General features: G+C 53.5%; 27 protein-coding genes. 10 read left to right on the top strand and 17 right to left on the bottom strand.

The window, feature by feature from the left end; genetic code table 11:
• Window positions 1-280: 280 nt before the first annotated feature.
• Both DNK50_RS09415 and DNK50_RS09410 read right to left on the bottom strand, forming a co-directional pair.
• Entirely contained in the window at window positions 281-460 is a 180-nt protein-coding gene (locus tag DNK50_RS09415; RefSeq protein ID WP_112193715.1) for an MbcA/ParS/Xre antitoxin family protein, read from the bottom strand.
• 244 nt (window positions 461-704) lie between these two features.
• Window positions 705-1,154: a Mov34/MPN/PAD-1 family protein gene (locus tag DNK50_RS09410; RefSeq protein WP_256595581.1), complete on the bottom strand. Its 450-nt coding sequence runs from the start codon at window positions 1,152-1,154 to the stop codon at window positions 705-707.
• A gap of 138 nt (window positions 1,155-1,292) precedes the next feature.
• Here DNK50_RS09410 and DNK50_RS09405 point away from each other — a divergent pair, with 138 nt between their 5' ends.
• The 4 genes from DNK50_RS09405 (at window position 1,293) to DNK50_RS09390 (ending at window position 5,645) form a co-directional block, all read left to right on the top strand.
• On the top strand, window positions 1,293-1,610 hold the full coding sequence (locus DNK50_RS09405) for a transposase (protein WP_112193713.1): 318 nt from the start codon (window positions 1,293-1,295) through the stop codon (window positions 1,608-1,610).
• Window positions 1,607-1,942: an IS66 family insertion sequence element accessory protein TnpB gene (tnpB, locus tag DNK50_RS29095; RefSeq protein ID WP_015885960.1), complete on the top strand. Its 336-nt coding sequence runs from the start codon at window positions 1,607-1,609 to the stop codon at window positions 1,940-1,942. Before DNK50_RS09405 ends, tnpB begins: the two co-directional genes overlap by 4 nt.
• A 50-nt stretch (window positions 1,943-1,992) precedes the next feature.
• Window positions 1,993-3,519 (top strand): IS66 family transposase, encoded by a 1,527-nt coding sequence (locus DNK50_RS09395; protein WP_015885961.1) that lies wholly within the window; start codon window positions 1,993-1,995, stop codon window positions 3,517-3,519.
• 209 nt (window positions 3,520-3,728) lie between these two features.
• A complete protein-coding gene (locus tag DNK50_RS09390) occupies window positions 3,729-5,645 on the top strand; it encodes a methyl-accepting chemotaxis protein (RefSeq protein ID WP_162633409.1) in 1,917 nt (638 codons plus the stop codon).
• A gap of 236 nt (window positions 5,646-5,881) precedes the next feature.
• Here the strand turns inward: DNK50_RS09390 and DNK50_RS09385 are convergent, their stop codons facing one another.
• The 3 genes from DNK50_RS09385 to DNK50_RS09375 form a co-directional block, all read right to left on the bottom strand.
• Window positions 5,882-7,498, bottom strand: coding sequence for a ThiF family adenylyltransferase (locus DNK50_RS09385; RefSeq protein WP_112193709.1), 1,617 nt, complete (start codon window positions 7,496-7,498; stop codon window positions 5,882-5,884).
• 3 nt (window positions 7,499-7,501) lie between these two features.
• Complete coding sequence (locus tag DNK50_RS09380) at window positions 7,502-8,641, bottom strand: cyclic GMP-AMP synthase DncV-like nucleotidyltransferase (protein WP_112193707.1); 1,140 nt, start codon at window positions 8,639-8,641, stop codon at window positions 7,502-7,504.
• Between the two features lie 278 nt (window positions 8,642-8,919).
• Entirely contained in the window at window positions 8,920-9,321 is a 402-nt protein-coding gene (locus DNK50_RS09375; RefSeq protein WP_371929482.1) for a hypothetical protein, read from the bottom strand.
• Window positions 9,322-10,020: 699 nt separating this feature from the next.
• Between DNK50_RS09375 and DNK50_RS28775 the strand changes: the two genes are divergently transcribed.
• Window positions 10,021-10,866, top strand: a complete 846-nt coding sequence (locus tag DNK50_RS28775) for a hypothetical protein (RefSeq protein WP_162633369.1) — start codon at window positions 10,021-10,023, stop codon at window positions 10,864-10,866.
• Window positions 10,867-10,948: 82 nt separating this feature from the next.
• On the opposite strand, the gene DNK50_RS09365 is transcribed toward DNK50_RS28775, so the two are convergent.
• From DNK50_RS09365 to DNK50_RS09340, 4 genes are all read right to left on the bottom strand, one after another.
• A complete protein-coding gene (locus DNK50_RS09365; RefSeq protein ID WP_162633368.1) occupies window positions 10,949-12,301 on the bottom strand; it encodes a hypothetical protein in 1,353 nt (450 codons plus the stop codon).
• 407 nt (window positions 12,302-12,708) lie between these two features.
• The gene (locus tag DNK50_RS09355; RefSeq protein ID WP_112193697.1) at window positions 12,709-13,359 is read right to left on the bottom strand and encodes an HAD family hydrolase; all 651 of its coding nucleotides are present in this window, start codon (window positions 13,357-13,359) and stop codon (window positions 12,709-12,711) included.
• A 639-nt stretch (window positions 13,360-13,998) separates the two neighbouring features.
• Window positions 13,999-14,727, bottom strand: coding sequence for a metallophosphoesterase (locus DNK50_RS09345; RefSeq protein WP_112193693.1), 729 nt, complete (start codon window positions 14,725-14,727; stop codon window positions 13,999-14,001).
• A gap of 321 nt (window positions 14,728-15,048) precedes the next feature.
• Window positions 15,049-15,561 carry a hypothetical protein gene (locus tag DNK50_RS09340; protein WP_112193691.1) on the bottom strand — a complete coding sequence of 171 codons (513 nt, stop codon included), beginning with the start codon at window positions 15,559-15,561 and terminating at the stop codon, window positions 15,049-15,051.
• A 247-nt stretch (window positions 15,562-15,808) separates the two neighbouring features.
• Between DNK50_RS09340 and DNK50_RS09335 the strand changes: the two genes are divergently transcribed.
• Window positions 15,809-16,267 (top strand): helix-turn-helix domain-containing protein, encoded by a 459-nt coding sequence (locus DNK50_RS09335; RefSeq protein ID WP_112193690.1) that lies wholly within the window; start codon window positions 15,809-15,811, stop codon window positions 16,265-16,267.
• Window positions 16,268-16,626: 359 nt separating this feature from the next.
• Here the strand turns inward: DNK50_RS09335 and DNK50_RS09330 are convergent, their stop codons facing one another.
• The 3 genes from DNK50_RS09330 to DNK50_RS09320 form a co-directional block, all read right to left on the bottom strand.
• Window positions 16,627-17,205, bottom strand: a complete 579-nt coding sequence (locus tag DNK50_RS09330; protein ID WP_112193689.1) for a DUF6037 family protein — start codon at window positions 17,203-17,205, stop codon at window positions 16,627-16,629.
• Window positions 17,206-17,320: 115 nt separating this feature from the next.
• Complete coding sequence (locus DNK50_RS09325) at window positions 17,321-18,436, bottom strand: RES family NAD+ phosphorylase (protein ID WP_256595579.1); 1,116 nt, start codon at window positions 18,434-18,436, stop codon at window positions 17,321-17,323.
• Between the two features lie 181 nt (window positions 18,437-18,617).
• Entirely contained in the window at window positions 18,618-18,977 is a 360-nt protein-coding gene (locus tag DNK50_RS09320) for a hypothetical protein (protein WP_162633367.1), read from the bottom strand.
• Here DNK50_RS09320 and DNK50_RS09315 point away from each other — a divergent pair.
• Window positions 18,966-20,603, top strand: coding sequence for a hypothetical protein (locus DNK50_RS09315; protein WP_112193686.1), 1,638 nt, complete (start codon window positions 18,966-18,968; stop codon window positions 20,601-20,603). The genes DNK50_RS09320 and DNK50_RS09315 overlap by 12 nt on opposite strands.
• Window positions 20,604-20,832: 229 nt before the next feature.
• On the opposite strand, the gene DNK50_RS09310 is transcribed toward DNK50_RS09315, so the two are convergent.
• Window positions 20,833-21,165 carry a hypothetical protein gene (locus DNK50_RS09310; RefSeq protein ID WP_112193685.1) on the bottom strand — a complete coding sequence of 111 codons (333 nt, stop codon included), beginning with the start codon at window positions 21,163-21,165 and terminating at the stop codon, window positions 20,833-20,835.
• 366 nt (window positions 21,166-21,531) lie between these two features.
• Window positions 21,532-22,572 carry a hypothetical protein gene (locus tag DNK50_RS29090; protein ID WP_012723149.1) on the bottom strand — a complete coding sequence of 347 codons (1,041 nt, stop codon included), beginning with the start codon at window positions 22,570-22,572 and terminating at the stop codon, window positions 21,532-21,534.
• A 112-nt stretch (window positions 22,573-22,684) separates the two neighbouring features.
• On the opposite strand from DNK50_RS29090, the gene DNK50_RS09300 reads away from it, so the two are divergent.
• From DNK50_RS09300 to istB, 3 genes are all read left to right on the top strand, one after another.
• Complete coding sequence (locus DNK50_RS09300; RefSeq protein WP_012723150.1) at window positions 22,685-22,948, top strand: hypothetical protein; 264 nt, start codon at window positions 22,685-22,687, stop codon at window positions 22,946-22,948.
• A 239-nt stretch (window positions 22,949-23,187) separates the two neighbouring features.
• Window positions 23,188-24,738, top strand: a complete 1,551-nt coding sequence (istA, locus tag DNK50_RS09295) for an IS21 family transposase (protein WP_032657045.1) — start codon at window positions 23,188-23,190, stop codon at window positions 24,736-24,738.
• On the top strand, window positions 24,735-25,484 hold the full coding sequence (gene istB / locus DNK50_RS09290) for an IS21-like element helper ATPase IstB (protein WP_112193684.1): 750 nt from the start codon (window positions 24,735-24,737) through the stop codon (window positions 25,482-25,484). Before istA ends, istB begins: the two co-directional genes overlap by 4 nt.
• Before the next feature lie 204 nt (window positions 25,485-25,688).
• On the opposite strand, the gene DNK50_RS29450 is transcribed toward istB, so the two are convergent.
• The 3 genes from DNK50_RS29450 to DNK50_RS09275 form a co-directional block, all read right to left on the bottom strand.
• Window positions 25,689-25,748 carry a hypothetical protein gene (locus DNK50_RS29450; RefSeq protein WP_369426617.1) on the bottom strand — a complete coding sequence of 20 codons (60 nt, stop codon included), beginning with the start codon at window positions 25,746-25,748 and terminating at the stop codon, window positions 25,689-25,691.
• A 199-nt stretch (window positions 25,749-25,947) separates the two neighbouring features.
• On the bottom strand, window positions 25,948-26,328 hold the full coding sequence (locus DNK50_RS09280) for a hypothetical protein (protein WP_012723153.1): 381 nt from the start codon (window positions 26,326-26,328) through the stop codon (window positions 25,948-25,950).
• A 121-nt stretch (window positions 26,329-26,449) separates the two neighbouring features.
• Window positions 26,450-26,644 carry a hypothetical protein gene (locus DNK50_RS09275; RefSeq protein WP_032657047.1) on the bottom strand — a complete coding sequence of 65 codons (195 nt, stop codon included), beginning with the start codon at window positions 26,642-26,644 and terminating at the stop codon, window positions 26,450-26,452.
• Window positions 26,645-26,647: the final 3 nt, after the last annotated feature.

Raw genomic sequence — 26,647 nt, 5'->3', positions numbered from 1 at the left:
GACATTGAGGGCTGAGCTTCATCGTTGCGCAATCTCGTAAAACAATAGAGCCAGCTACGCTAGATGACTTGCCCGGACGGTTACGCAACGATACTCGTTTGAGCAGGAGCATCGCGGCTACCGAATAAGGCTTCGCGCATCTCGTTTTCAGTCAGATTTTTACTCATGGATTCCACGGGCTAATTCAAATTCTACGACTTGAACAGCAGTCGCTGTTGGCCGTGCAGGGGCTTGGGGTGGGTCTCACCTGCGAACAGGCGAGCCTGATAGAACTTCCTAGTTACGCAGCGAAACCATGTTCCAACCGGGCCAGAAATTCCAATGCGGTCTCAACGTCGACATCGAGGGGGCGCTTACCGCCCAGTGCTAGGACTGGCTTTGTCAGCCACTTCATCGCAAGCGCCTGATCGCCGAAAAAGCGTATCGCATACTTGCGTAAGCTTGAATCAATCTCTGCCATCGCTTCAAGCTCCTGTAGTCCAGAACCCAAATCTGGTGAAGGTTGCGCATAACTACAAGGCTAGATGATCGCAAGCGCACGGCCCAGTCAGCCGTTGAACCTGACCTTTCGTGCGTCTGACCACGGATGGTGTAAACCTATTTTTTGACGTGTAAACCCCAGCGGTTTACACGTCAAAAAATAGGTTTGCACCGTTTCCGAGTGACAACAAAAAGGCTGGGCTCTAGCGGCTAGCCTCTTAACGTCACACAGATTCAATATGCGCGTCGAACGGGGCAAGGATACATCGCTTGCCAGTGTTGAACATGTACTCAACGTGCAGCCCCTTACACCCAACGATCAAGGCCAGCAAAGGACGGGCGTCGCGCCGGTCAGCAGCCAGGATCTGCCACTCAGTCAAATCTATCGAGGACGGCGTTGGATAATTTTGCGGATGGGTATGCCACTCTCCAACATAGCGCACCAGCCCCTTGCTTTCCTTCCAGCGTTTCATCGCGAGCTTGTGGTGAAAATAGGACATCCGCTCAAAAAGGAACCTGAAGCGCCTGTCCCAGAAAGAGGGCTCTGTCGCCTCGATAATCTCCAAGTGCTCGCCGCGCACATGGCCAAGCAAAATCCCACCCGCCTCGTTCGCGTTGATGCCTTCCTGGATGTACCGGTTGAATACCTCCAGCGGTTGTTCGTGCAGATACACAAGCCGTTGAGTACCAGGTACTACCCACGTCGCTATGTGGTAAGCGGATGGCGAACACACCTACCGAACTCCAGTATTTAGGGCGATGGTGTCCGCGTATTTTAAGCGGACGCGATCACCCTTATCGCCAGGATTTCCATGCGCCAACGCAGCTCTTACCCCAAACCATTTAAAGCCCAGGTCGTCCAGGAATGCTTGCAACCTGGAGCGACGATTTCCAGCGTAGCCATCCATCACGGCATCAACGCCAACGTGATCCGCAAGTGGCTACCGATTTACCGGGATCAATCACCCGCAACTCTGCCGGCCTTCATCCCCGTACAAGCTGCATCCAAGCGCGCAACAGAAGAGACGGTGATCATCTCACTGGTTCTGGGCGATAAATCCGTCACCGTAAAATGGCCAGCCTCAGATCCGGACGGCTGCGCGTGTTTTATCCGTGGCCTGGCCCAATGATTCGTATCGACTCCATCTGGCTCGCCACCCAGCCCATGGACATGCGGGCCGGCACTGACACTGCACTGGCCCGGGTGGTTGCCGTGTTCGGTGCGGCGAAGCCGCACTGCGCCTACCTCTTTGCCAATCGCCGGGCCAACCGCATAAAGGTGCTGGTGCATGACGGCGTTGGTATTTGGCTAGCGGCGCGACGCTTGAATCAGGGCAAGTTTCATTGGCCGGGCATCCATCTTGGCGCGGAGGTCGAACTCGACCCCGAACAACTCCAGGCGCTGGTACTTGGATTGCCTTGGCAGCGAGTAGGTGCAGGCGGCGCAATTACATTGCTCTAATACCTGGCTTATAGCTGTGACCGGAGGACTGCTTTGGTAAAATCCACGGCATGACTTCTTTGCCCGATCTCGATCAAATGCCCCCTGAACAACTGCGCGCGCTGGCTGCGCAGCTGATGTCCAAGGTCGACACCATGGGCAGAAAGATCCATCGTGATGAGACGATCATCGAGCAGCTCACCCACGAAATCGCCATTCTCAAGCGACACAAGTTTGCTAAGCGCAGCGAGCAGATCAGCCCGGCGCAAGGCAGCTTGCTCGATGACCTGCTTAATACCGACCTCGAAGCCATCGAGGCCGACTTAAAAGCACTTCATCCCGCACCCGCGCAGATAGAACCACGCCAGCAACCCAAGCGTGCGCCGTTGCCGCCGCAGTTCCCGCGCACTGTGATCCATCACGAGCCGGACAACACTCAGTGCGCTTGCGGCTGTCAGCTTCAGCGCATCGGTGAAGACGTCAGCGAGAAGCTGGACTACACGCCGGGCGTGTTCACCGTCGAACAGCACGTTCGTGGGAAATGGGCCTGCCGGCAGTGCGAAACACTGACCCAGGCCCCGGTGCCGCCGCAGGTGATCGACAAGGGCATCCCCACTGCCGGCCTGCTGGCGCAAGTGATGGTGGCCAAATTCGCCGACCACCTGCCGCTCTATCGACAGGAAAAGATCTTCGGCCGTGCCGGCCTTGCCATCCCGCGCTCGACACTAGCGCAGTGGATGGGTCAAACCGGCGTGCAGCTTCAGCCGCTGGTCGATGCGCTGCGCGAAGCAGTGCTGGCCCAGCGCGTAGTCCACGCCGATGAAACACCGGTACAAATGCTGGCTCCAGGAGAGAAGAAAACCCACCGCGCTTACGTCTGGGCCTATAGCAGCACGCCATTCTCGGCACTCAAGGCCGTGGTCTACGACTTCAGCCCCAGCCGTGCCGGCGAACATGCGCGTAACTTCCTGGGCACGTGGAGCGGCAAGCTGGTCTGTGACGACTTTGCCGGCTACAAGGCAAGCTTCGAGCTGGGCATCACCGAAATCGGCTGCATGGCCCACGCGCGCCGCAAGTTCTTCGACCTGCACGTCGCGAATAAAAGCCAGTTGGCTGAGCAGGCGCTTCACTCGATTGGCGGGCTGTACGAAGTCGAGCGACACGCTAAGGAAATGAGCGACGAAGACCGTTGGCGATTACGCCAGGAAACGGCGGTGCCCATCGCTGAAAAACTGCATGAGTGGATGCTGGCCCAACGCGAACTTGTGCCCGAGGGCTCTGCTACGGCCAAGGCCCTGGATTACAGCCTTAAACGCTGGGTAGCGCTGACGCGCTACCTGGACGATGGTGCTGTGCCCATCGACAACAACCAGATCGAGAACTTGATCCGGCCGTGGGCGCTTGGGCGGTCGAACTGGTTGTTTGCTGGGTCGCTGCGCAGCGGCAAACGGGCGGCGGCGATCATGAGCCTGATCCAGTCGGCACGTATGAACGGGCATGATCCGTATGCTTATCTCAAGGATGTGCTGACGCAGCTGCCGACGCAGCGGGCCAGCGAGATCGAGCGACTGCTACCACATAGCTGGGCGCCTGCTTAGCTACAGGTAAAGCTTTGCTGGTTTCAGCCGAAACATTCCGAACGGAGAAAAAACTGGCTACGGCAGGCTACTACTGAACCATCCTGGGCTCTATCAGACGTCGACTTCATAGAACGTTCGCCTTGGATAGCTTTAAACAACATCTTCAAGCCCTGAGGCCTGCCATGCTTAGAAATGCTCCTTTGAGTACAAAGCTACTGCTTATTTTGATGTTTCCCCTGTTGGGCTTTCTGGTCTTCGCCGGGATTTTTGTAGCTGACAAACGAGAGACACTGAGCGAGATGAACCGAGCGGTCACCGCTACCGGCACCGCGCAGAAACTCAGTGACGTAGTAACCACTATCCAGCGTGAGCGCGGCGCAAGCGGCGTGTTTCTGGGCAGCGGTGGTAAGACGATGCAGGACAAGTTGAAAGTCTTACGCCAAGAAACCGACCGTGCGGTGAGCGCGATGCATGCGCAATCGACCGAGGGTCTTATCGCGCCTGACAAGATGCTGCGCGCAATTGATGGTTTGGCCGGACTGCGTCAGCAGGTGGACACGCTCGCAATCAATAACGGCGAGTCCGGCACCCGATTCACCGATGTTATCAAAAATTTGATCGGCTTCTCTTACTCACTGGAAACCAGCATTGAGGATCCGGAAATCCTGCGTGGGCTGAGTTCACTCAATCAGTTCGTAGACATGAAAGAGCGCTCTGGTCGAGAGCGTGTACTGCTTGGCCTGGCATTCAACCAAAACCGTTTTGATGCGCCGCTGTTGTCACGTTTCAGCCGCAACATGGGCGAGTTCTCCGGCTATTTCGAGGCCTTTCAACGCTGGGCTCCTGCCGTGTTCAAAAATAAGCTGGATGCGGTTCTACAACAGCCCGCATCCGTCGATGTAGCTCGCCTGCAAAAACTCGGATTTGATACGCCTCTAGGCGATCCGCTTAATATCAAACCCGAAGACTGGTTCAACCTTTCCACCAGCCGTATCGACATGATGGCTCAGGTCGAGGCTGAACTGGGCCAGACGGTCGTGAGCCTAGCCAATGTCGCGCGTACCGATGCCCAGCGCAGTCTGTATGTCGCAATAGCCACCGTCATTCTGATGTTGATTGCGGTGCTGTGGCTCGCTTCGGTGATTATTCGCAATATCAAAATCGCTGTGGTCGACGTGAACCGCACCCTTATTTCGCTATCCACGCGTGACCTAACTGCCAGAACCCGTTACACCGGCAGAGACGAGTTTGGCGAGATCTCGCGTAACCTGGATAACATGGCCATACAGATCGGTGAAGTGATCCGTGAGATCGGGAGTGCCACGGCGCAGGTCGCGACCGCCGCCGAGCAGTCTTCGGCTGTGGCCCTGCAAACTAGCAATAACGTCGTCCAGCAGCGTCAAGGCACCGATCAGGTGGTCACTGCCATCAGCGAGATGAGCGCCACGGTCAAAGACGTGGCGCGCAGCACTACCGACGCCGCAGAGATGTCGCAGCGCGTTAATGCCAGCACTATGCAGGGCAAGGCTGAAATCGAGAACACCATCAGCTTGATCAAAGGGCTTGAGGTTCAGGCCGAACAAACATCCCGAATCATTGAGGAGCTCAAGGGTGAAAGCTATTCCATCTCCTCGGTTTTGGATGTGATTCGTGGTGTAGCAGAGCAAACCAATCTGCTAGCTTTGAACGCTGCCATTGAGGCTGCCCGTGCCGGTGAGCAGGGTCGTGGATTTGCCGTGGTCGCCGATGAGGTGCGGAATCTGGCCAAAAAGACTCAGGATTCCACCGTCAGTATCCAGAAGATGATCGCCAATCTGCAATCCGGCTCCGACCGTGCCGCCACTTCCATGCAGGAAACTCTAGGGAAGGCTCAAGAAGGCGCGAGCAACGTAGTGCGCGCAGGGGAGTTGCTAGAAGAAATAGCCGAGGGCATCGCGACCATCAGCGACAGCAACATACAGGTCGCCTCGGCGGCAGAACAACAGAGTCAGGTTGCCGAGGAGATCCACCGCAACGTAAACGACATCAACACTCTGGTTATCCAGGTCAGCGCCGGTGCTGAACAAACCGCCGTCACCAGCCGCGAGTTAGCCCGCTTGGCCGAGCAACAGCAGGGGCTGGTGGGACGGTTCAAGGTGAACTGAGTTACAAGTTTTTTTACCGGATGCTCAAATGCCCGAGAGAATGACTTTCGGGTATTTGAGGATTGGTAGGTGAGAGGGTGACGCGCCTATAAGGGCTACTTTGCTCAACGCGATAAACGAGGCTTTTCATGACGCCGGATGAGGTCAGGCCATGGATTATCAGCCGTCCTACGGCTTTCTGAAGGACTGCTTATACCGTTCTGAGTCATACAAGGTGACTTTGGCAGACGCTTACGCTATGTGCGGCATACTGGGCAACCAATGTGCGGGAGTGGCGAGCAATCTGGAGTCGCCAACTCATAGCGATGATCGGTCAGCCGAGTGCAGAGCGAAGGCCAAGGTTTGTAATCTACCCACGCCAATGCAGCGTCCAATCCAAGGGCCGCTGCCTGGATCGACACCGATGCAGGGAATGGCACATAGAGGCCTTCACACCCCTGCCCCGCAAAGATCGGCTCCACTCCATCTATCACGGATAACAACTCTCCCTGTTTATTGGCTTCAGTTACGCAGCGATAGCACCCTTGCTCAGCGCGGTGCTTGATCAGCGAGCGCACTGCTACCCCTGCCCCCTCTATCCAAACGTGCAAGGTAGGACAGGACGTCGACTTAGCGAGCCAGTGTCCGAATGACTCCTCACCGGTGGCATCGATGATGAGATCTAAGTCAGCCAAATTGACGTCTTTGGCGTCATTGTTGAAGCCTCGCACCTGGACACTGGGCATGATGATCTTCAACTCGTCCGCAAGCGCATCAGATTTAGGACGGAATAGATAGTTGAAGCCAAGCCGGTGGCGACCCAGGTTTTGAGGCGTTAAGTAGTCATTATCGATCAACGACAGCTCGCCGCCACCGATTCCAGCGCCCGCCTTGACCAGCATCTCAGCCAGGAACCCCCCGATCGTGCCGCAGCCGATCAAACCGATCCGCCTACCTGCAAACGTGGTCTGCCCGGGGATGTTGCGTTCCGCCAGGTATTTATCATCGAGACGAAGCATCTTTAAGGGTTTTATAGGACATTCGAAAATGGGGAGGCGTTGGTCGACCGATCGCCGACCAGGAGGGCGGTTACGCTGCAGGTCGTGCACGATGAACCCATAGCTGTATCTCGTTTTCTCAGACTCGATGACAATCATCAGAGCGCGAGTCCCTTCACGGTAAGCTGCGGTAACTCTGTCGCGAATCTTCCGCCTGCAGGCATCGTCAAGTTCGTGCTGCCAGTCAAGAACCTCATCCAGCGTTTTGGGAGGCCAGTTGTCCTGCAGAGGTCTAGGGGCTGCGCTGGAGGTGATCATCGCGACCTTCGATGTGATTCTGTCAATCGCCCGACCTGGACGCGCAAACTTGGCCCGACTTCGCTCAGCATCGTCCGTCAGCACGTACATCGTGCTGTCCGAGAGCTGAAGAAGCTCCACCAGGCCGGATTCGCGCCTCTCGATATCATGGAAGCAGTAATCACCGTTCCAGTAGACGAAGAACTCCTCTTGCAGATCTTCTTTCATCTTCCCGGCCAGAATCTGTTCAATAACCTCCGTCGCCTGAAGCAGGGATGTACGGGTTTGAGTGACCGGGTCAAAGATATCGATGACCTCGGTACCCGGCGCCGAGTAGCACAGATAGCCGTCAGGCGAGAGGTGGGGCACGACACGAGGAAGGGCCTTCGGGAGCCCAGTGAGCCAAAGCTGGAGTGGCCTTTCGAAGGATGCGTCTAGCCATACCTCACACTGGACTGTTCCCTGAGTGGCCGTGACCAGCTCACCCGCCATCGCGAGCCAGCCCGTACTCGGCTGAGGCTCCATCTTGGTGAATCCCCACTCCTTCATGTGACGCAGCACCTCCGGCATCGCGCTCATGGATCAGCCCGCCTTGGTACGCTTCACTGGCTCCGCAGGCCCGACCAGAGGCGCGATCGCAGCCATCGAGGCCGGCATGCCCTCAGGGTTCGACTTCATACGATATGGGGCATAAGGGAATCGGTCACCGAGAATCTGGTGCAACCAGTTATTGGCGGTATGGGCATCGGTTGCGTCAATTGCGCCTTCAAGGTAGCGAGCAAACTCTTCAAAAAACTCTACGGCATCTGCAAGGGCCTCCTTGGACATGTGAGCCGTGAGCGATGCGCTTGGATCAATTGGGCTCGCGACCCCGTTGCGCAAAGCATCCGGAATGCCCTTGGCTACGTTCAAGAGCGCACGGTCATCACGCTTGTCGAAGAACTGGAACAACGGACAGGCTGCAGCCATGAGCAGAATCGAGCTCGGCCCCTTGTCCTCCCACTGTTTGTCCCGAAATGCTTTCAAGTAGCGCACGACGCGAATGAGCTGATCACCTTTTTCAAGGCACTCGCGCTTGAACCAATTTTTCATCGCCATAGGATCAGACTTACGCCACCCCTGCTCGCGGTCAGCCAGCAGAATTTTGTCAGAGGGCAATGTCTTCCAGCTGTCTCGTTCAGAATTGATCGCGCTATCGAAGACCGCATGGCCACGACTCTCCATGTTGGCTTTGATCAACTGAAACAAGGTGTCAGGGATCACATACAGCGGGAGATCGATGTGTGCGGAAGGTGAAATAGTGACCCGCACGCAAGTGTCCTTAGCCTGGGTATGCCAACCCCTTTCAGCACACATAGGGCCGAGCACATCAATGACTGCGTCAAAGAATAAAGCGATAGCGAGCTTGGGGCTGCTCTCTTCACGCATGACACTCAGCGGAAGGTACACGCCGTCATCGATATCGGACTGCTGGGGAGGGGTTGTACAGGGGCTGTTCAACGTTTTGTAGGCGCGTGATCCCTGGATATAAAATCGTGGTTCGCAGATATCGCCTTCCAAACCTTTGTCACGAAGGGCGCCAGGAAGCTCGGCCTTCAGGGCCTCCCGGATATCTTTACGGGCACAATCGATCTGGGCCAACTCTTCGGGTGCGAGATTAAGCTCGTCAAGGAAGCAAGCTTCCCCAGTGGTAGTGAACAACAAGGGACTGAAATTGGGCATGAAGCCTCCGCTCAGGCGCTAAATGAACGGTGCCTCCAGCAACTGCTGACCATCACATCGAGACTACCGAGCGCGCTATGCACCCCTGAATCTCGTCACTGCCACCCTACGCCAACCACGTAATTCCAGAGGGTGCAGTCCTTCCCGGTTTGTCAGCTACCATGCTCGATGACACGTGAGATGACATAGTGCCATGACACAACATATAGATCAACAACAAGAAAATAACACTACATGTAGTTACAGCCGGCACCTGATCAACTCTGTGACCAAGATGGTCAGGCTGCTTTAGATCTTGTGAAGGTCACCAAACCTGCGGTGTTCAGCCCCTCAGTCCACTTGCGATCTGTAAAGTAAGTGCCTTCCATGTACAGGTCACCACCCGACTCCTTCACGAAGACTCGGGCAGCACCAGTGTGGGTGCTGGTATCGGTAGCCACGGGAATTTGGGTGTAGTTTACGAACATGTAATTCAGTTCCAACAGACCTGTCTGATCGCTAGGCCGCACAGAGACGCTAATGGTCTTAGATTCTGAATAGCCATCGGCTGATGCGAATTCCATTTTGACGCTGAACAGACGCGCTTTGATTTTGACTTTACCAGGGACGGTGATGAGAGAAGCCCCATCGCCTTGGCCGAGCCATTTCTGCATGATCCCCCAGTTGGATTTAAGCTGCATGTCCCACTCCCCATCGATGGGGGGTAGATACCCTCGGACAAAAGGTAGCCTGCAGATCAAAACGAACAAGTGGGTCTGACCTAACACCCAGAAAACGCCAGCTGCGATCGTGACTGTTGACGTAATGGGTCGTCGTAGATCCATAAGCGGCCCCGCGACCAAGGCCGAGATGTCGCTATGGTTCATGACCAGGAAAACCACCACACAGGTGGTAGCGAAGTACCCTAGGGTCTTGGTGATCCCCATGACTTGATACATTCCGTACCTCAATTTCGGCTGTCAGCGTCTTACCCTATACGCTCGCCAAGATGGTGTACATGACAATCCAGATTGCGATTGCTTCGGCGCATTAATGACGCTTAAGAAGGTCAGTTGGCCAAACCCGAACCTCCTTGAATTCGTGCTCGCGCCGCCTATCTGGAGCCCTGTTTTGGTTTGTCCCCGCCCCTTCACTGCGACTGACCACCGGCCTCCCAGAGCATTCAGAAATCGCTTCACCTTTCGATCCGCGTACGCCCCCATGTGAAACTGGGCCTCCGGGTCGGAAACCGCCTCCCCTTCTGGGCAGGTTGGCATTATCATCACCGCAGATTTTGACGAAGGATGCTTGCACGGCATCCATATATGTAGATGCAGCCCCGGAGGCTAGGGCGCCGGAGGCTACTGAGCAACTGCCCTGATCGGATAAGCGTGTCGGAAATGGTTGATATTGAAAACGGTACGTTTGCGGTCGAATGGCTTCTGACGCTTGCTCGGGATGACGGCTTGTTCTTCAACCCAAGATCAGATGACAAGAATATCAAGGCAATCATGGAGCGCTTCATGCCAGGATCAACCTTGGAAGGCGTCTACGATGTGGATGATAGGCCTGATACCCACAGATTCGATTTCGCCTACACCACCACCAAGCGAGACATTTTTTTTAACGTCTACGTCAATTCCATGGAGACCTGGCTTGATGTCTCCGAAAGCAGCCCAGGTCTCGGTGGTTCTGCCATCTACGCAGGAGTAGCAACCTTTGCGTTCAACACCGGTCTTACCTTCGTCGGGGATCCCGACGGGCTGTCCGACTTTGCGCTTCGTAGACGGCTCGACAACATGCTATGCTCTGCTATCAAGTACGGCAGTACAGATCACATTGCTCCACACCCTGACCAAATCAGCGGTAACAAGAGCTTAGGCGTTCCTCCTCTGACCTGGGTCAGGGGACAGACGCTAGACAACATCCAGTCCATGATCGACACTGTAATCGTGTCCCTAGAAAACGTTGTGCCGGAGGTGGCTCATGCCCATTACGACTTCCACGCGAAAACCTTCCGAAATTCTGAAGGCGGACAGCTATTGGAGCCAGTTCTGGGAAGCTGGGGTCATAACCTTGCAAGAAGCGGAAAGGCGAGCGCGGGGATCACTACGTTTAAAAGATGCATACTTCTCCGATCCCTTGTACGCCAGGAAAGCGTCTCGCGACCCCTCCTTCTGGAGCAAGTTCTACGCGACTCGGGTCAATTCGTAGACCACGGAGAGCTCTTGGGCATTTTCTACTAATGCCTCTTTCACCCGTTTCTAGAAGGCCCCTTACGGGGCCTTCTTCTTGGAAGCACCTGATCAGCCGAGTAACCCTAGGCAATCAGTCTACGAATTGCCTGCGCATCAAAAAACCCTTCCCGGCTCGTACCTGAAACCTGCCCTGGTATTCGCCTGGCCCAACCTCGCGCACACCGTATAGACGCACGAATGCGCAGCCCACCTCAACTTGCAGCCTCGGAAGCTGACAGGGCACACCCAACAACCAAATCACCTTGCCCTTCGGTTCCACGACTGTAAAATCAACCTCTTGTTCCGAACTCATCATCCGCATAGATTGAAGGCTTTTACGCTCAGGCGTGGTGAACTCTAGGCTAGCTGGCGCCATCGTTGTCTCCAACGTCACACCGTTGAGAATTGCCTGGACTTCGAGCATGTCGGCGGCAGGGCTCATTTCGTCGAGCTTGTTGAAACTCCAGCGAATCGCAGGGTTGAAGGCCATGGAGATCTGACGGGCAGCAGCAGCGACCCTTAAAAAATTGTAGGTTTGTCGTACATACTGTGTGTATTGTTGGGAGCCAAAACTAACATCCCAGCACTCTTGGCCATTCACCGCGATGATCAAATGAAGCTCAGGTGCTGAAACGAGCTTCTGGTACAACTTCAATAACCTTCCCAGATGCGGCAACTCCGCTAGCCTCATACCCTCCCAGTTGACCAATGAAGCCTCTAGGACGATCGAGCATGATCGTACTGCTGGGGCCAGGTTGATCGGGACGGAGAGCTTCAAACATCCGTCCAGCGCCGTACCGCTGAACGTCGCGCTCTTTGACCCATTGACTAGGTCGCCTTCCAGCTCAACCAAAAGCTCGGTGATATCCAAGTCGTTGTGCCGAACTACGATCTGCGCGCTGGCGGGAATGCTTCGGGGTGTTAGGACAACCCTCCCTTTCTCCTCAGAAAAGATCTTCTCCAGCAATGGCGAACCTTGGATGGTCACATCTGCGGCATCGAACTCGAAAGACTGCCCATGCTCGATGAGTGAGCGAAGACTCGACTTGTAGTGCTCCTTGGCGTCCAGTTTGAAATGCCATGAGGCCTTGACCGGCGCAGTCGGGACGATTTCGAAGCTTGTTACGCCGTGCTGCCAAGACGGCGTGACCTTGAATCTCGGATCAAGCGCTTCCATCGATCGGCTCTCTGAATACAGAGCTTCTGAAACTGACGTAGGCAATGATTTTTGCGTTTGTGCAGAAAGAGCCTGCTGCAGCAGGTCTTGAAGACCATTTGCGACCGGTCTCAACCCTTGCACCCTTCTGGCCTTCGCTTCGGCATCAGCCTTCCAAGTATGCAAGGTGTGTTTGGGATAGGTGCTGAAATCGCCGTCGATCTTCGAGCTGCACCCGCCGCAAAGCCATATGCCGTTGTCAAATCCACGCCGCTCCTCTCGACTCATACCATCTTCATAGCGGGGGCCACCGGGGGCTGCTGCACATATGTGAGCGGCGTGGCCAGTATGGAAGGCCTTATCGGCCCCCTTGGGGCCGAACGTGGGCGCTTCGCACGCAGGATTCGAGCATATGCCTGCCACGCGTTCCCTCAGCGCTTTCTTGACTGCCTGGGTGAAGTCATCGCGCTTATCGAGCTTCTTAGGTTTGGCGGTATTGGCTCTGGGCAAGGACGTAGCTCGGAAAGACAGTGAGTCTGGATTCTAGGCGATGCGATGGCGCGTTTGTATCGCTAAGCGTTGACCCTGTCGTCGATTGACGCGCGTTACTGCTTTAATGGCATCCTGCCACCCAGGCTAGCTGAATATGCCTTGGATGGGCTTGCTTGATGGGATGATCATTCAGTGGTTACCGCTCAACTGGCGCGATTGCGCTCGGTGATCAGGTTTGCGAATTGCACAAGGTCGCTGATATGCCCCTGGCCTGACCGATCCAAGTGATACCCCACGATTCCCACAGCTCTGGGGCCATCTCTGTCGCATTTTCTGGAGTCGCCGATCATCACCATTCGGTCTTTCTCTCGGGCTTTTTCAAGCTTGGCGTGGCGAGCCTCCACGCCCAGCTTCCGGCATAGGCTCAGGTAGATACTGGGGTCAGGCTTCATGACCCCAAGCTCGTAACTGAAAGCGTGACATTGCACGTGCGGGAAGGCTTTCCTGATCACAGGGCCGTAGGGCTGGGCTAGGTTCGAACAGATGCCAATGAGCAGCCCCGCTTCCTGCAGTCGGTCAATCACCTCAAGGGCATCAGGGTATGGCTCGATAGATGCCAATTCCTCGCCCAACGCATCGTTCATCTCCGCTCGCTTCGAAGAGGAAAGTTCGATCCCCAGATGATCAGCTACCTGGTCAAAACTGAGGTTCGCTGTCATCACGAAATGAGTGCTGTCGGGTGTTAGCGCCAAACCCTGTCGGCGGCCTTCTTTAAGCAAAGCGCCGTAAGGGTTGGTGCGTTGACCGATGCGAACAACAGTACCGAATGCATCGAAAACGACTGCTGAAATCATGTGCCCTTCTTCCTGTCCAGCCTGATTCAAAAGCCATTGTTCGGATCAAGTAGTAGCAAGACGGAACTGAGCCCGAGCCTGTTCCGCCACCCGTTTTCCTCAGGATTTAGCCCCGCCAGAATTGGACTGTAAACCATTTTTTTGACCTGTAACCTAACTAGGTTTACACATCAAAAAACCGGTTTACACAATCCAGAACTAGAATCGACAGTCCACTGGCTGTCATCCGAACCCGACTCCGCGCGAAAGCGATTGCCTCATCCAAGAGCACACTGACCCCGGCCAAACCCTCCTCTGGATCGATGATCCGGATCATTTCAGGGGCAGGGATGAGTGCTAGCTTCATCGGCTTCGAGCCAACTCACGACGACGTAATGATCACGCCCACAAAGGCTCTGGAGCAACACGAAGCCCTGCAGCTCATCGACAGTCTTAGCCGGCGGGGTGGCGACTGTCTCTCCGTCCTGAATGAGGCCCGAGCGATCCGAGAAAGCCATGGCCGAGTAGCGTGCCCCTACCCTCGCGACATCGATCAAGTAGGCATCGATGATCACACCCCACTTGATACGCTTCGCAGCTAAGACTTTCAGAGGGGTGGGGGGCTCGTCGTTCACCGAGCACCTGGCAACTTTCGACACTTCAAATCTCCAAAATTTTGTACGGGTTAAAACCGGTTTCTTCTGATGGGTATCCACGTGGATTCGAGATCAGCCGGCACCGTCCGAAAGACCGATCGATCGCATGGTGGGTATGCCCGAAAACCCAGACATCAGCCTGGTCAACGAGCTGGTGCCAACGATTGAAATAGGCGGCACTCAAATGCCCAGAATGCTCTGACCCAGAGACCTCAGGGAGGGGGCAGTGATGGGTTACGACGACGGTCTGGCCGACGTAGGGGGTCGCGAGCTTTTCGCGGAGAAACTCGTACGAAGCGCGATTCAATTCGATGAGATCTGCAGGCCGGATACGCCGATACTCACTGCCCGTACGGATCATTCGGAAATCGTTCATTCCCCGCACACACGCACTGGAGGCGGCCATCACATCCCCGGTACCACTGAAATCTGTCCAACACGTCGCGACCAGAAATCGGACGTTGTTCGACGTCCAGACTTGGTTATCCAGGACGTGGATATGCGAGGCGGCTACAGCCTGCATTTTTTCGCGAGTACGGGTGAGATGGCCTTTGTAAAACTCGTGGTTGCCGCTGCAATAGATCACATCACTACTGAACGCCTCATTAGCCCACTTCACACCTCGGTTAAGCAGGTCGATATCCCCAGCCAAAATCACAAGATCTACGTCAACACTCGGCGGGGTGAAGCAGTCAAATTCGTTGTGCAAATCCGAGTAGATCAAAATCTTCATTCAGGAACCTTTGCCTGGGCCGGGGCCGCATGCCTGGCCGACCACAGAGGCTGCAGAGAAGCATCTGCATGGCCTTCAAATTGACGGTTTATCGCTATATTGAAGCTCGGTGGAAGCTGTTCATGTGGAATATCCTTGCTGGCCTGGGTAGAGCGACTACAAAAGACCTGCAATTTACTCAATCAGCGACTGTCAGAAGCTAAGTATCTACATGCTGATGGTGCATGAACTATTGATGCGGGAGGCCAATCAGAGTGACGTGCACTGAGTGGGTACTTTCGTAGCCTTCAATTGCTTACATACACTCACTACATCAGACGTCTAGCGTGACCACCCCTCACCCACACTAATTCCTAACTGGGAAAAATCCTCCAGCAGCCGCTTTCGACTCAGGATGGCTGGGATCCTGAAAATCTGCTTGTAAGCTTGGTACAGACCCAATGGAATCAGCAGGAGGCCGGCACCGAACGTGGCAGTCGCGATGACAACGCCAGCCGGAATCGACACGACTCCAATCACAAGCCCCGCCCAAAAACCGGATCGTGATAGCTGACGAACTTCGTCAAGGTCATATTCGACCGTACCGTTTTTGGTTTCAAACGCGACCAGCACAACGGCGGACTTATGAATATTTTTTACATACCACGTCCTTGGCACATCAGATGCAAACGCACCTTTGCCCTCAAGGTACTTAGGAATGATTAGATTTTTATAGTAGAAAATTTTGCCTGACTCATCCAACAAGCGAACCTTCTTGTAGAGGCGCGCGCAATCTTGAGATGAGTGAAATTCATAATTTTTTACAGTAACGATTATTTTCCTCAGCTCTGACATCTTAGCTTTCCTTAGGGCCTAATGCTTTGCTTAAACCAATTTGAGCCCTGATCCGCCTCCACAGGAACGCGCCAGAAGAGCGCCGACTTGGAGCCGTGGCACCCATCGTAGACGAGTGATTGCGGCACCGCTCCAGACGACACGCGCTGAGCTAGCCGTATGGCGGGTTAAAACCCATTCGAATCAATATATAGATTTGTTCGATCTCAAGCAAACGGGGCATACCGTCTGCTTTTGAGACGGTTCAATGTCGATTCAACATGGCTTCGCCGCAGCGCTGCGCGTGATACGGTTGGCGAAAGGTCTTAAGCAAAAAGATCTCAGCGGCACCGTGGCTGCATCGCATGTCAGCCAATTGGAAGGTGGGAAGACCACGCCAACACTCAAAGTGGCAGCAGATCTAGCCCAAATGCTCGACCTCTCCCCATCCGCACTAGTTGCCGTTGCCGCAGCTTCTGATTCCCAGCACTCACCCAGGGCTGTACTGCTTGAGGCACTCAGCGAACTGGAGGCATTGGGACTGGCCGACCAAATTCCACCGGCATCAGCAGAGGCCGTGGATAGCACGCACCCAACTAGCGTTCGCGCTGCCGCCACGCGCGCGCGGGTTCAGAAACTCAAAATCCTGGGACTTACGCAGATAGACGCGGCTAAAGAGCTGGGGCTGCCAAGATCGACCGTTCAGAGGCATTGGCATGACCTCTGAGCGATTTATGGGCGAAGGTAATTTCGGGAATTCTGACAGGCGCTAAATCAGACACAATTTTTGCTAGGCACCAAAGCCGTGCTCTATACGCCCTATTAGATCCATGACTTCTTCAACGTCCGCCTCTGCTGGCGCTTGCGCACGTTCGGCCAGATGCCTCTGGCTTCGAGATCTTGCATCATCGTGCGCAGCAAAGTTTCGCAGTTTTGAACGGCTTCGTTAGGTGCCTGGGACACTCGGGGATACCTGTTGAAATAATGTGTGCCAAGGCTAACGTTTCACGTCAGAGACCTCGGTACCTATTGAAAATTCTTTCTAGAACCAATAGGTACTTGCTTACGGCTCGCGAGGCCAGCTGGCTATTTCGTGAGATCTTTAGTCCACGACCCACCTGTATCCGTTGAACTCCACCGGGACGAAGCACTGCGCTGCTGGCTGTGGCGCAAGGCATCAGCGCCCAGAAGAAGCAGAGTTTTCTGCTGGTTCTCCGCGCTGGGCTTCTGGCCTTGCGTCCAGTAAGACCAGCAGTTGAAGTAAGGCTTTTCTCTGTCCTCAACGATATCGGGCCGCAAGCGCACAATTTCTGAAGGTTTCGGATGCCGCTTCTCAGTGGCCTGGGTCGGAATGGCGTCGTTGAGTTGAGTCAGGAATTCCCTGGGTATCAAGCGTTGCCCACTAGAGCCATCCTCCTTGAGCACCTCCAAAAGATCGCCGTACATATCGCCTAGGTAATCACGAATCCGATAACCTGCAAGGACGTCGAACCGGAAGAACCCTCGGACTTTCCCTCGGGCTGTGAGTGTGAGCACAAAGGGCGTGTCCCGTGTGGAGAAGAGGCAGTCGAAACTCGCCGCCCCCGTTCTCACCAAGAATTGCTGCATGTCACTGCCAATCGAAATCATGCTGCGGTGGAGCAGCTTCAGCGAGGTCATTTCCATGTGATGAGCTCCTTGATCAAGAGCTCATGATGATGGAGAGGTTCGCTGGGATGGACAAGTAGCCACTGGCCATATTGCTTTTGCCTGCCGCCCCTCTCTGGATGACCGGTGTCGCTCAGAACTCAGAGTCCACAAGGAACGTTGTCTTCCCATCCGGCAAACGCGTGTCTTCGGCTTTGTACTGCACCTCACAAATAGCATGCTGAACAAGGCTGCCGCCTACATATTCAATGCAGGGCCCATCAGACTGCCCTTCTGCATTGATACCGAAGCTATCTTGTATTCGCCCCCAGGACGCCGTAATAGGACAGGCCACGTGCGAGAACAGGACGATGTTGCTGCCCGCGCTCTGCTGCACGGACTTGAAGATCACACCATCGATCCGAGGCTTGCAGTGGGTCGCCAAGTACTCCGCAATTACCTGTGTCGTCAGGTAGTCTCGTTCAGCCCCTGGCAGCACTGGTACTGTGATCTCGTTGTGCAGGTATTTCAGAAGCTCCTGGCGTCCAATCTTCGCTTGATGCTTTGGGTCAAAGAAGCTCGGTGCAGGGCCAAGATCCGCCTCCTCAAAACGCCCGAAGTCCAGCACCCTCACCGCCCTGTTCAACCTGAACTGGCCACTCACCACCGTACCGCCAACTGGTGGGCGTAACTCAGCAATGCACGTCTCTCGCTCGAATGCGCCATAAAAAGCAGGGACGCCACCTGGATTCATCCTACCCTCCCCTGCTCGATCTCTGGGAGGAGCGGCTAGGTTGCGCGACGGGTCGACGGCAATATCGCTAACGCTCGATGAGCTCATGCAGGTACGAGCCCTGAAAATGGATGGGGCCTCCCCTGGCGTCAATAGTCGAACCACAGCGTGCTCATCGGAGGAGGCAGAGTATTTGCCTAAGTCTTTGAAAATCCAGTCCAGGAACTTTTTGGCGCTGACGTTGAAAAAGCGGTTACCGTGCTTCATCCCGTCCTGGAACTCCCGCCACTGGTGACCGATGTCGTCCAGGCTGTATGGCCGTGCGGAGTAATTAGTGTCCAAACTGTAGAAGAACAGGCCATCACACACGACCTTCACGATAGGCTCGATGTTGTCGCAGCCGAAGATCACGCTGACCCAAGTATCTAGGCTGTCCCCCTCCTGACTGTCGCCCCCGTCACTAAAACGTCGGTAGTACTCGCCTTCCATGACATAGCCATCAAGGATCCTCTCAACGCGGGACACGACCTTGGACAAGAGAATGCACTTTCGAGTGGCGTTGCAGAGGGTGCAGGCGGCAGACGTCCCGGTACGCCTGATCTGGCCGCCAAGGTAGGCATCGTGAACACATTTGTAGCAGACCTGTTCCCCATAAGTGCTTGAAGCCACGTAGTCCTCACTTGTCAATTCACCTCATCCCCTCAACGGGATGCCCTTCTCAGAAGCTGGGCATGATCGCCGAAGTTGCGCTAGGAACCAATGGGGCAGACTGGTCGGTAAAGAACGGAGCTGGTAGTAGGGTGTAGAGAGCATGGATGGACTTGCAGCTCGCCTTTCGGCGCGCCGCAGCTTCTTCCCAATGATCTCGACCCGACTGGAAGCTTTCGCCCACGCCAATCACATGTACCACCCTCCAGGTTGAGCGCTGTTCAAAACCGACGGCAAGAATCCAATTAGTGAAGCTACTGATTAGGCCGCCCTCAGCAGGCATCGTGCTATTGTCAGGCAGTGGCGTTTTGGCATCAATGAACATCTTGGCATCGACTTCAAGGAAATGAGCTCGAATATGAATGTACAACTAAATACTCGGTACAACTACCCACAGCGAAATAAAGTTTATGAGAGTGAAATTGATCTAATACTCGCGACTGAGCTAATGACAGTCCAAAGCATTAAAGTGTACCTAGACGCATTAGAGACCCTACTAAACAAATATCACGAAGAGCCAGCCACCCACACACTAAGAAACTTGTCAAGATACGTCCTTCGAAACAACATCGACTTACGACTTATCCACCCCAGGTATTACTTAAGCGGCAATCATCAGCAGTATTTAACAGAAACCGCTGAATACATAAAATCCCTTGCGGAGTTTCTAAGACCCAGCAATGAAAACCGCTGGGACACCATAGATCTAATCACATACAACATTGAGACCCTTATCAGCCAGAAGAACGCCACAAACGACGATATCAAAAAATTTATTCAAGAGAAATTCAAAATCCACCCTGACAAAGACTACATTGAATTAGGGCCTAATCTGGAAATCCGGTTATTTTTCCCGGAAACCATTATATACATCGTACGCTCATGGGAAAATTTCAGCCTACCTACAAGTAGGCATGCGGTCGCCTTAATTGCATGCACAACTGATTTGAGCTCCGCCCCAGAGGAGGTTTTTGCTACCGGGCGTCTCCGCACCCTTTCTAGCCTTAACCATTTCAATAAATTTGAAAAAATTTGGCTACGAAACCCAATACAATCATGTATAGACATGACCGAAAACTCAATCTATCGCATGAAATGGAAGCACAGTGAATTTGAGCAAATCATTATTCAGCTAGAAAATCTGCTCAATGAACTAAGACAGATCAGCATACAGTCACATGTCGCAATAGAGCCTAAGGGACACTTAGTCCTAACCGGCACAAAGAGCTGCTTGAACCTTATTCATCCATTGCTAAAATCTGTGGAAATACTCCCTGACTCAGAGGTCAGAAGAACAACCACTAATAGACTAGAACAAACCGCATTTTCACTATCTGCATTTTTCACAAATCTTTCAACCAGACTAAACACCAAGAAATATATCACTAACTCACTGAGCAACATACTTATCAATGACGGGCTCTACAAACACAAGCAAAAGCCCAGAACTCTAGAGAACGCATTCAGCGAAGAAAACCTAAATACCATTTTAGCTGGCAACCTAGCGTGCTTCTATCACAATCAAAAATCTATAGATGTTTTAACTGAAGTCCCGATGGGCGCCGGATTTGCAGACGTGGTAGTGAAATATGAAAAAACAGTGAGCGCGATCATCGAAGGAAAACTAATAAAACAACTTAATCAAACGGAAGCCAAAGTTCTAGATGGCCTCAACCAGCTTTACAATCGCTACGGTGACCACAACAGCATTCTCGACACATTCGGTGTGGAGCTTTATTTGGTAATATTTGCTTATGACCAAGTCCTTAACAGCCTATCAAAGGCAACACTTGAAGCAGTAAAAAAATTCAGCGAAGACCATAATATTGAATTGCAAACTCACGTTGAAAACCTAGGCCACCTACACTTCAGTTACCTAGACAGCCGCGTAGGTACTGGGCTCCCAACAAAGAGACGCTCAATTTACGTATTCTATTGCAACATGGAAGTCGTGAAGAAAAACGAGCCAGAATACCGAGCCCAGCGAAAGCTATAAACTTCCACCCAACACACCAACATCGCCAAGCGACCGCTCTCTTGTATTCAGAGAGCGATCAAAACATCGACATACCGTGCTTGCCTGGCTGCAGAGAGTCCTCAGCGGCGCCTATCTGCAGGGTCTTGGCAATTGACCGGAGGCTCCTCCGAGCGCCGTTGATACTCAGTGGTGGGCGGAGGTGGCGGAACGCGCGTTTGCTCGTTATTGCTTGGTTTCTGCTTGTCGGTCACGTAATTAGCTCCCTTAAGATGACTAGAACAGCAAGCTTCGCAAAGGCCCCTGCTCCGATTATGATTTCCTGGTATGCGAGATCGAGTGGTTTGGTCTTCTCAGCTACCGTGACCTTCAGCGACTCCAAGGTATCGATGTAGCATTTGTAGATGTGCGTCTTCTGCGCCTCTTCATCTACCGCAATCAGGTACTCGCCAGCCGGTCGGGAGGACGGCAGGTTTGGATAGTCCTTGATTCGCAGTGCGCTCAGCGCGTGCCCCCATGCACAGGCGATTGCGAACGCTGCCACGGCGAAGGCCATGAAGATCACTATGGCCAGGGGTGTCATAGATAGTCCCTATCTTAATTTTTCGAGGTTAGCCACGGATTGCCAGGCCAAGACTCGGCTACGGCAGTTCCAACTGAGGGATCGGTCGCGCGCCCAAGCTACTGGAACCTGAACGAGATTGCCGATAAGTGCTCATTGCACATCCAGCTACGACTCGAAAAATTTAACGACCGACGCCAAGGCGTAGGCCGGTATATTCTCCAGTACGACCTGACTCACAGACTTCAATAGCGCGCGGATCGATTGGTGGGAAATTGCAACCCATTTGACCAGCCATTTGCATTCGACTTGACCAGTCGTTTGCATCGGAAGTGACCAGGCATTTGCATTGGACTTGACCACTCGCCTAGCGAGTCATTTGAAAGGCTAAAGCAGCGGTACTGGTGGCACTGTCTGTGGCGCGCCATCGATGATGCACATCCATCCCCAAGTTCTCAGTGCCGACGTCTTCTTAAACTCCTCGACCAGCTCGGCCGCAATTTCCCCTATGTCCGTCCGCAACTCGAACTGAGGGCGCATTGCGTGCAAAACGTCAATTCCCATGTCCCCGGCAAGCAGCTTGCACATCAGCTTATTACGAAGCTTCCAAGGTAGGGCTTTTCCGCGCCTTTCCGGATGCTGGTAAACCATGGTGTTCAAATGCGCCGACGCGTGGATGTAGTCAGCGCTGCTCATCCAGATATGCAGATGGGCAGGCACTCCAAGGGGTAGGACGTTGAACACGAGCCAATCGATTAGGCCAACGGCAACACCGCGCGCTTGAAGCTCCATTGCCAGCATCAGAAGTACTTTGTGCAAGGTGCCTGCTGCCTTGATAGCAACGGTTTTTCGACCTAGGAGATCTGCTTCGACCACTATCGCGATCAACGCAGCGAGGGCATCCAAGCTTGCCCTGCGTTCGAGTTTTTCGAGTAGAACTTGAGTGATTGGTTCGCGCTGAACACTGTCCCAAATCATGTTGCTGGTGCTGCGATAAAGCACCAGTTGGACATCGGTATTTAACGCACGGAAGTAGCTGTCGAAGCTGATTTTCTGTTGCCGGGAGATCAGCTTCATCAAAGTCCATATGGGATGATTCAGGTCGCGGGACGATCCAGGTGCTAGCAGTTCCACCCTACTCAAGGTCTTGGCCTTGGGGGAGATCATTTTCTGTTCGTACCTAGACCACTTGCTTCGGTAATGCCGGATCGTGCCATTCGTATTTCTTCGAAATGACTCTTTTTCGAAATACAGCTCAAGGGCATAGGCAGTTTTGAGGCCTGTCCGCTGCCTCAGTCCTTCGAACCAGTAGCCCACTGCGAGCATTTCCACTGTGTTGCTTCGGGGGCGGCTATTTTCCGGAATTTGTTCGCGCAAGCTGCCTGCGAACTCCGAATAAATGTTTGCAATTCTCTTAAAATCAGACACTTAAAAATCCCCGAACGATCTTTGTACCGTAAAAAATGTAGAAGTCTTACGGCTGGAGCGCAAGGGGGCGGTTTATTACTATCAACTGTGACCAAACCGGACATTAAGTGCGATGCGCGAGCCCCTTGAAATCCAATTTCTGTCATTCGAATTAGAGCTCGACCTCAAACAGCGATATGGCCTGATGGTGGGTGGCAGCGCGCTGTGGAGAGAGTTGGGTTACACATCGTACGACGCGTTTCGTAAAGCTAAACAGCGAGGGACAATTGAGGTGCCGCTATTTGAAGTGCCTAATCGTCGGGGGTTCTTTGCTCTGTCCAAAGAGGTCGCTTGGTGGATTGCTACGCAGCGCTGCGCACGGCAGCAGGCCGTATGAACTAAGCATATGAGGAGTATCACAATGAGATCAGGATAGGAGCTAGCCGGTGGATTTGGAGCACAAAAAAGCCCAGGGGTGGAGCCCTAGGCTTTTTTGATGGTGTTAGGTTTCAGCCCTACGCGCCGTCATTCTGTGTTCCCTCGCGTTCGGCGTCAAGTCGATCACATTCCGTTTGTCTGCAATTTTCACACGGCGCGACCTGTGAGGTGTTCACACACCTGTCGCGAGGAGAACATATGAGGCTGCCAATAAGTACGCAGCGCGAGGTGCTACGCCTTACGAGCGACCCCAAGCTGTCGAATAGGGCTATTGGCCTATTAGCCAAAGTGTCCCATAACACTGTTCGCACCATTCGGGATCAGTTGGCACAGTGTGGACAAAGCTGGGAAGAACTGAAGCACCTTGACGACAAAGCGCTGGCGGAGCGTCTGCATACCCAGCCAAAAGTCTCATCTCAAAGGAAGGCTTACCCGTCATGGCCTGCCATCCATGAACAGCTAAAACTTCCTGACATCACCTTGGAACTCCTATGGCAAGAGTTTCGTACAAGCGAGCCAGAAGGCGTGTCTTATGCTCAGTTCACACGGATTTATCGTGAATGGGTCAATAGGCAAAAGCTGAGCATGCGACAGACTCACCTCCCCGGAGACAAGTGCTTCGTGGACTTTTGTGGCAGGACAATGCCTGTGACCAACCCGGATACTGGAGCAATCAGCCAAGCTCAGGTGTTCGTGGCAACGCTAGGTGCCTCGGGATACATTTTTGCCACCGCCGTGAGAAGTCAAACGATCCCAGACTGGCTCAGATGCAACATTCTGGCCCTGGAGTTCTTCGACGGGGTTCCACGGTTCGTTGTGCCTGATAATTTGAAGTCAGCAGTGACGAAAAACACGAGAGATGTGGTGACCCTAAATCGTGCCTACGCCGAGTTTTCTGAGCACTACGGATTTCAAATTTACCCCGCCAGACCGCGTAAACCGCAAGACAAGTCGCTAGGTGAGATTGCTGTTCAACTGGTACAAAGATTCGTTCTCGCAAGGCTGAGAGCGAGCACCTTTTTTTCCTTAGAAGAGCTCAACGAGAAAATCAGCTACTGGGTTGATGAGCTAAACAGTCGAATCACTCGAACGTACCCTAAGAGCCGAACCAGCCGCTTCCTTGAGCTTGACTATCCAGCCCTCAAGCCGCTCCCAGAACATAAGTACAGCTACAGCAAGTGGGTGTATCAGGTTAGGGTAGGCAGCGACTACCACGTACAATTTGAAGAGCACAGCTACTCGGTTCCTTACCACTTCGCGAATCTTCTTGTCGATTTGCGCGTGCGAGACGATTGGCTCGAAATCATTCATCAGCGCCGTCTCATCGGCTCGCACAAGCTCAATCGTCAGCGGGGCACTAGCACTCTCAAAGAGCACTTGGCCCCGAATCACAGATATTTCCAGGACTCCCAGCCGGAAGCTCTGATTGTCTGGGCTGAGACTATTGGGCCGGAAACGCTCCGTTTCGTGAAGGACAACCTCAACCTGCGGAAAGATTTCTCGACCGGTTTGAAGGTCGTTGTTGGCCTGAAACGTGACGTTCGCAAAGGGGCAATCACACCGTCACGCCTTGAGTCCGCGTGCGGCTATGCGAATAGCTTGAACATCCTAAGTTCTGAGCGGCTGCGTTCGATCCTTCGGAACGAATCTGACCTGCGCCCCAACTACCGAAGATCCGCCCCCTTGGTCGAACACGCCAACATACGTGGTGCTGAATACTACGCCTCACAGGGAGATGAGCCGCTATGAAGTCAATCCTCGATACTGCCCAAAACCTTATGTCTCTTGGTCTGCACGGGATGGCAGCAGCCTACGAGCGTCAGCTTGAAACACCGGCGCTGCTGAAAGAACCATTCGAAACAAGGCTTGGTTTAATGATGGATGCCGAAAATAGCGAGCGTGAGAGCAGAAAGGTTGGACGTTTGCTAAAGAACGCAAGGCTTCGTGAGAATGAAGCCACAATAGACAGCATTGAATTCAAGGCGTCTCGAGGCATAGACCGCAATACGGTCATGTCCCTTGGTGAGTGCGAGTGGTTAGCGCGACGTCAGAATGTGATCATCACGGGCGCTACGGGCACTGGCAAAACCTGGCTCGCTTGCGCACTCGGAAACCAAGCCTGCCGCCTTGGGCGAGCGACGCTGTATCGCACTGCCACGAAGCTTTTTGAAGAAATCTCACTTTCTTACGCTGACCACACCACGCCTAAACTACGTCGGCATTTGATCCGCGCAGAATTATTAGTCATAGATGATTTGGGCATCGGTGGCATTGACGCCCAGTTGGGCCCGTTCCTCCTGGACGTTATCGACGAGCAGTCACAGAACGGCTCATTGTTGATTACAAGTCAGTACCCTAAAGAAAAATGGTATGACCTGTTCTCCGACCCCACGATTGCCGATGCAATTCTTGACCGTATCGTTCACAAGTCCCACTTTATAGAACTGAAAGGCGAATCAATGCGAAGGATCAAAAGTCGCAAACGGTTGCAATAGGATCCGGTGTTTATCCAGGTGGGCAATACGAATGCAATTGGTCAAATTGAATGCAAGCAGTTGGTCAAATGCAACGCAATCACCTGTTTTTTCAATAATGTATAATTGGCGGGATTAAGATTTTTGCTATGCTCTTTGAATCATCCTACCTTAATCAGATCTGAGGGTTGAAACCTTTAGTAAGTCCCAGCCCCAGTGCTAGCCCTATTTAAATTTAACAGTCCAGAGGTGATCCAGCTGGGTTGTGCAAATGGGGCTTAGCATCTGGCGCTTCATACCCCAGTATGGCGTTATGGGAACATCTCAAGAGCGTACGGTGCCTCGGCCCCATTTTACGTTGATCTGATCCATCATGCTTTGTGAGGCGCAGCGGCCGCACGTTGGCGGAACTATCAGGTAGTTAAACTTCTAGTTTGCGCCACTGACAAAGCCAGGGCGCATGCTAGCCTGTTAATTAATGAGGTTACGGTTTAGCAACGTGCCAGACTTGGTTGACACCGTCGCCGGTTGTATCCCCTGGCTTGGTATCTTTGACCCAGCTGTAAAGTGGCATGCCTTTGTAAGCCCATTGTTTTGTGCCATCGTCTCGAGTGACGACAGAATAATCATGATCCGCTTTGGCGTTTGCCGACACTGCCAGAGGTGGCCAGTTTGCAGCGCATGGCCCAGTGCAGACCGACTTGCCCGAGGTGTCCTTACCGAACGTGTACAGAGTCATTCCTTTCGCGTCTACGAGTACTTTTCCCTTGTCTGTTTCAGCAACCTTGACTGGCGCGTCGGCGAACGCAAAACCAGATATGCAGCAGACGGCAACAGCAGCGGTGAGGATCATTTTTTTGAACATACGTATTCCTTTGGTTTTTGTGAATTTTTGTAGGCTCGCCTGCTATTTGAAATAGTACGCGACCAGACAGTAGACGAACGCCAGACAGTTCTATTCCAGTTCCGTAAAAAACTTCCCAATATTATGTTTTACCGGAACCCTGATCTTTCCCCCCCTGTTGATCCAATGGCGTTCTTATTTGAGCAAAACGACGTTCACGCTCAAGCATCACGAGCTTGGGCGCCTCACTCCACAGCCGAAGTTCAGGGCTGACCCACCAAGCTACAACGAATGCAGAAACGATCAGGGTCATCACAATTACCATTGAAGCAAACATGAT

The organism is Pseudomonas sp. LG1E9, from assembly GCF_003290225.1.
In the GTDB taxonomy this organism is placed as follows: Bacteria; Pseudomonadota; Gammaproteobacteria; order Pseudomonadales; family Pseudomonadaceae; genus Aquipseudomonas; species Aquipseudomonas cyclaminis.
Note: the sequence above shows the minus strand (reverse complement) of the source record. Positions and strands in the feature narration are given on the sequence as shown.

Excerpts from the sequence above, each read along its gene's own strand:
- DNK50_RS28775 (WP_162633369.1), top strand. The coding sequence starts at position 10,021 with ATGGTTGATATTGAAAACGGTACGTTTGCGGTCGAATGGCTTCTGACG.
- istA (WP_032657045.1), top strand. The coding sequence starts at position 23,188 with ATGAGGCTGCCAATAAGTACGCAGCGCGAGGTGCTACGCCTTACGAGC.
- DNK50_RS09375 (WP_371929482.1), bottom strand. The coding sequence starts at position 9,321 with ATGCAGCTTAAATCCAACTGGGGGATCATGCAGAAATGGCTCGGCCAA.
- DNK50_RS09345 (WP_112193693.1), bottom strand. The coding sequence starts at position 14,727 with ATGAAGATTTTGATCTACTCGGATTTGCACAACGAATTTGACTGCTTC.
- tnpB (WP_015885960.1), top strand. The coding sequence starts at position 1,607 with ATGATTCGTATCGACTCCATCTGGCTCGCCACCCAGCCCATGGACATG.
- DNK50_RS09340 (WP_112193691.1), bottom strand. The coding sequence starts at position 15,561 with ATGTCAGAGCTGAGGAAAATAATCGTTACTGTAAAAAATTATGAATTT.
- DNK50_RS09275 (WP_032657047.1), bottom strand. The coding sequence starts at position 26,644 with ATGTTTGCTTCAATGGTAATTGTGATGACCCTGATCGTTTCTGCATTC.
- DNK50_RS09395 (WP_015885961.1), top strand. The coding sequence starts at position 1,993 with ATGACTTCTTTGCCCGATCTCGATCAAATGCCCCCTGAACAACTGCGC.
- DNK50_RS09385 (WP_112193709.1), bottom strand. The coding sequence starts at position 7,498 with ATGAGCGCGATGCCGGAGGTGCTGCGTCACATGAAGGAGTGGGGATTC.
- DNK50_RS09390 (WP_162633409.1), top strand. The coding sequence starts at position 3,729 with ATGTTTCCCCTGTTGGGCTTTCTGGTCTTCGCCGGGATTTTTGTAGCT.
- DNK50_RS09365 (WP_162633368.1), bottom strand. The coding sequence starts at position 12,301 with ATGAGTCGAGAGGAGCGGCGTGGATTTGACAACGGCATATGGCTTTGC.
- DNK50_RS09355 (WP_112193697.1), bottom strand. The coding sequence starts at position 13,359 with ATGATTTCAGCAGTCGTTTTCGATGCATTCGGTACTGTTGTTCGCATC.
- DNK50_RS09280 (WP_012723153.1), bottom strand. The coding sequence starts at position 26,328 with ATGTTCAAAAAAATGATCCTCACCGCTGCTGTTGCCGTCTGCTGCATA.
- DNK50_RS09380 (WP_112193707.1), bottom strand. The coding sequence starts at position 8,641 with ATGCCCAATTTCAGTCCCTTGTTGTTCACTACCACTGGGGAAGCTTGC.
- DNK50_RS09405 (WP_112193713.1), top strand. The coding sequence starts at position 1,293 with ATGCGCCAACGCAGCTCTTACCCCAAACCATTTAAAGCCCAGGTCGTC.
- DNK50_RS09315 (WP_112193686.1), top strand. The coding sequence starts at position 18,966 with ATGAATGTACAACTAAATACTCGGTACAACTACCCACAGCGAAATAAA.
- DNK50_RS09300 (WP_012723150.1), top strand. The coding sequence starts at position 22,685 with ATGCGCGAGCCCCTTGAAATCCAATTTCTGTCATTCGAATTAGAGCTC.
- DNK50_RS09415 (WP_112193715.1), bottom strand. The coding sequence starts at position 460 with ATGGCAGAGATTGATTCAAGCTTACGCAAGTATGCGATACGCTTTTTC.
- DNK50_RS09335 (WP_112193690.1), top strand. The coding sequence starts at position 15,809 with ATGTCGATTCAACATGGCTTCGCCGCAGCGCTGCGCGTGATACGGTTG.
- DNK50_RS09330 (WP_112193689.1), bottom strand. The coding sequence starts at position 17,205 with ATGGAAATGACCTCGCTGAAGCTGCTCCACCGCAGCATGATTTCGATT.
- DNK50_RS09310 (WP_112193685.1), bottom strand. The coding sequence starts at position 21,165 with ATGACACCCCTGGCCATAGTGATCTTCATGGCCTTCGCCGTGGCAGCG.
- istB (WP_112193684.1), top strand. The coding sequence starts at position 24,735 with ATGAAGTCAATCCTCGATACTGCCCAAAACCTTATGTCTCTTGGTCTG.